This is a genomic window from Flavobacterium sp. (assembly GCF_044361015.1).
In the GTDB taxonomy this organism is placed as follows: domain Bacteria; phylum Bacteroidota; class Bacteroidia; order Flavobacteriales; family Flavobacteriaceae; genus Flavobacterium.
The window spans coordinates 1-4,302 of record NZ_JBIKJL010000097.1; the positions used below are offsets into that span (position 1 = coordinate 1).

Here is a 4,302-nt window from a genome sequence, read left to right on the forward strand (position 1 = left end):
ATTTTTTTATAAAAGCACTGTAGGAGTAAGGTATTGGTGTGTTTTTAATTCGTTCACAAGCTCCACAAATTTCTGTAAATGATTGAACTTCACCATTTAAAATAATCAATTGATCTCCGGTTATTTTCTTTTGATCATACAAATCATTTATTTTTTGAAAAAGCATTTTGGCCAATTGATTGGGTTTGTGTTTCTGGTGATCAATTTCCAAATCAGCATCATCATAAAGTTGTTTGCTCGTTTCCACATTAGTAAGATGCTTACTCAAAATAGAAGCATAACCGGGAATAAGTTTTCTAAAATAGGATCTGTCATTTTCCTCGTGCAACATCACACGAAGCTTTATAGCCAAGTTTCTACTGTTGTTGACCAATGCTCCCCATAATTTTCGTCCTTCCCACCAACGATCATAAGCTGTGTTTGTTCTAAAAACCAACAATAACGAAATCACAAAACCTAACATATTATGCATAATTGTGATATTACTCAAATGACTTTTTTCAGACATTTTCCAGTAAACAATCTCCAAATAACCAACGCCAAACGTATAAACCCCGATAAAAATCATCATCGGAATCAATTTTCTGAATGTATCTGATTTGTGAAATCTGAAAATAAAGGTAATCCAGTCTTTTGGGTTGTATTGAACCATTTTTTAGGGTGATGGGTTAAGGGTAATGGGTGATTGGTTTGAAAACGTAAATGTAGAGAAGAAATTTTAATTTTAGAGGTTACTTTTATCAAAGTGGTTAAAAAAAATCCCCTTTGACACAAGGGGATAAAATCTTAATTTTTAATAATCTTAGATTGAATGGTTCCCAAATTAGTTTTAAGTTTGATTAAATAAATACCTGAACTAAAGTTGGATAAATTAATATTTTCTAAGTTTTGTTTTATGGATAGTAGTTCTCTTCCTTGTAGATTTATCAATTTAACTTCCTCCACAATCAAATTATCTTTCACTTTAATATTTAAAACATTATTTGTGGGATTTGGGTAAATGGAGACTAAATTGTTCAAGCTAAATTCATTAACATTTAATTGATCAACAATTTCTGTTTCAACAGCATTAGTGATTATCGGCAAATTAAAATCAAAAAAAATAGATGCTTCGTTTCCTGTAATGAAATCACCTACAGTGAGTCCATCGATGGGTTTTATTTTATAAGCAACAAAACCATTACTTCCTTCTTCATCTGCTGCTTCATGAGGTAAATTGATGTAATTAAAAATGAATGCTAATTGATTATTTTCGGTAATTTCAGCTCTAAAATCATGACTGGAACTTACCATTTGCAATGTATTCCAATTCAAACTTTCATGTAAAACATCTTCAACTCTAACATTTATAGCACTCGCAGTTCCAGTATTTTGAAAACGGATTAAATAATGCAAATACTCTCCCGCTTGCTCAATAAGAATTTCATCGCCTTGCAAAACTTGCTTGTCATTCGGGTCGTAAGCATTAACTACAATTTGATTTAGTTCAAATGTATTGTCATTTGGAGTGTAATCGTTTGTATTGGGTGTAACTATAGCAGTAAAGTTCAAGACATCATCACTATTTACGGTAGGAGGAGTAAAGGTCTGCATAGTAAAGTTGATAATATTACTCCCGAAAGGTTGTAAACTTGTAATTTCAAAAAGCAGTTGATTGAAAGTTGTAGAGCTTGGACTTGGAACAGCACTCACAAAGCTTTGCATCGTATTATCGAAATTTACGTTAACCAATATATTATTAACCGTTTGCGTTCCAATATTTTGTATATTCAATTGATAAGCTGCTTCAAAACCGGGACGTGCTTGGGTTACTGGAATTATAGTAATATTTAAATCTTCAATAGTTTCATTTGCAGTCATACACAGATTAAGCTCTTCATAATTTCCAGAATCAGTAAAGTTAAAAATAGTATTATTTGGAGTTACAGTAAAATAATCAGGAACATTTAGTAAACTAATAGTATAAGTGTCTTCAAAAAGAGTTAGGAGGTATTCTCCATTGTTTGGTAAGGTCGAGTAATAAGGCGTTCCATTGTTAGCATTTACAAAAAAGTTACTCATTTTAATATCATTGGCATCGCAGCCATCAAGATTTTGATCAAGAAAAACATTCCCATAAACTATATTGTGATTACAGTCTTCTGCCAAACTATCACCCGTAATTGTCCAACCTAAATCGTTTATTAAATAACTTCTAACTAAGGGATTACAGTATTTTATTTCAAATGCTCCAAGTCGTTTATTTTGTAATTCCAAGGTCACGAATCTTTGTAGTAATAAATCATAGTTAATACTGTCTATTCCGGAATAACTGATAAATCCTGATGATGAATCAGTATTTAGTCCGAATAAATTAATCGGAGCATTAGGATTAAAATTCCAATTATTTAAAGACTGATTGAAAGAAGAAGCATTATAAAACATATTAACCATAAAAGTTACATTCGATACATTCCAGTTACTTAGAGGTTGGTTAAAAGCAATTGCTCCCTTAAACATATTTGTCATATCAATCACGTTAGACACATCCCAATTATTTAAAGGTTGGTTGAAAGAACTCGCACCTTCAAAGGTACCATACAAGTTGGTCACATTTGACACATTCCAATTGTTTAATGTCTTGTTAAAAGATGAAGCTCCTTTAAACATGTTGCCCATTTGTATTACATTTGATACATTCCAGCTATTTATGTCTTGATTAAAAGAAACAGCATCACGAAATAAACCGGCCATTTGTGTTACATTTGATACATTCCAACTATTTAAGGATTGGTTAAATGACGAAGCACCATTAAACGTACCTGTCATGTCTCCAACATTTGAGACATCCCAGTTATTAATGGGTTGGTTAAAAGATGAAGCACCACTAAACATACCAGATAAACTTCCAACACTCGATATATCCCAGTTTTCAAGGGGCTGATTAAACGAAGAAGCACCTCTAAACATTAATGACATATTTATGACATTTGAGACATTCCAATTATTCAAAGTTCTATTAAATGAATTTGCAAAAAAAAACATTGATGACATATTTGTAACATTGGAAACATTCCAATTGTTTATAGGTTGATTAAAAGAATTGGCACCATAGAACATTGATTGCATATTTATAACACTCGACACATTCCAATTGTTTATAGAACCGTTAAAAGTAGTTGCCCCCCAAAACATTTGCAACATACTTGTAACGTTTGACACATCCCAATTATCTAAAGATTGATTAAACGACGAAGCGTTAGAAAACATATTTGCCATATTTGTCACATTCGATACATCCCAATTATTTAGAGGTTGGTTAAAGTTAGTGGCATTACTAAACAAACCATTCATATCTGTTACATTTGATACATTCCAATTATTTAACGGTTGATTTAATGATGAAGCAGCCATAAACATACTAGCCATATTTGTAACTTGACTTAAATCAGGAACGTCAGTTGCATTTATAATTAGATTTGAACACCCCATAAAAGCCAACTGCATACTTGACCATTGGTTTGTACCCCACTGCTCAATTGTTTTCAATTTTATTTTATAGCTGTCCGCAAGATCAATAAATCTAATATGACCAAAAGTTTCTGTTAATGACACAGTGTAAACACCCGCTGTATTATAGGTATGAGATACGTTTCCTGATTGATTTGTAAGAATTACACTATCACCAAAATCAATGGTGTAATTGTTTTGGTTATCTTGAACTATTGGAATAATTATATCTAAATTTTGATTCGTAACCTCAAATGTCATTATAAAAGCATCCGGATTTTGAGCATTCGAAAATGATATCAAAAAAAATAAAGAAAATAGCGTGTAAAGATTTTTCATAAGTTTTACAGATCAGTGATACTACAAATATATTTAATTTTTTTGGTTTTCTTACAATAACTTCAAACTGTTGCTTAAAAAAAACAATTTAAGTATTTTGTCTTCAACCCATTACCCATCACCAATAACCCTTCACCTAACTAATATAATTCCAAATATTCTTCTTCTTACTCATTTCCATAAAAATCATTCGCAAGGTTTGGTGTTCCGGTAATGTCATTGAAGCATCTTTTTTCAAGAGTTTGATGGCTTCGTGGCGAGCAAGTTGTAAAATATCTCGGTCGCGAACCAAATCGGCGATTTGTAAATTCAGTACGCCGCTTTGTTGTGTTCCCATAATGTCACCGGGTCCGCGGAGTTTTAAATCTACTTCAGCGATTTCAAAACCGTCGTTGGTTTTACACATCGTTTCTAATCTTGTTTTACTGTCATCACTCAATTTATGACTCGTCATTAAAATGCAATAACTCTGTT

At 31.9% G+C, this 4,302-nt stretch carries 2 protein-coding genes and 1 pseudogene; all 3 read right to left on the bottom strand.

Features of this window, described 5'->3' with window-relative positions; translation table 11 throughout:
* The coding region (locus ACIQ2Z_RS12600; RefSeq protein ID WP_396184519.1) for a bestrophin family protein at window positions 1-652 on the bottom strand (652 nt) is incomplete at its 3' end.
* A 134-nt stretch (window positions 653-786) separates the two neighbouring features.
* On the bottom strand, window positions 787-3,828 hold the full coding sequence (locus ACIQ2Z_RS12605) for a BspA family leucine-rich repeat surface protein (protein WP_396184520.1): 3,042 nt from the start codon (window positions 3,826-3,828) through the stop codon (window positions 787-789).
* A gap of 136 nt (window positions 3,829-3,964) precedes the next feature.
* Window positions 3,965-4,302, bottom strand: a pseudogene (locus ACIQ2Z_RS12610) (ATP-dependent DNA helicase RecG); the annotation flags it as partial.

Coding starts and splice junctions, on each gene's coding strand:
- ACIQ2Z_RS12605 (WP_396184520.1), bottom strand. CDS start 3,828: ATGAAAAATCTTTACACGCTATTTTCTTTATTTTTTTTGATATCATTT.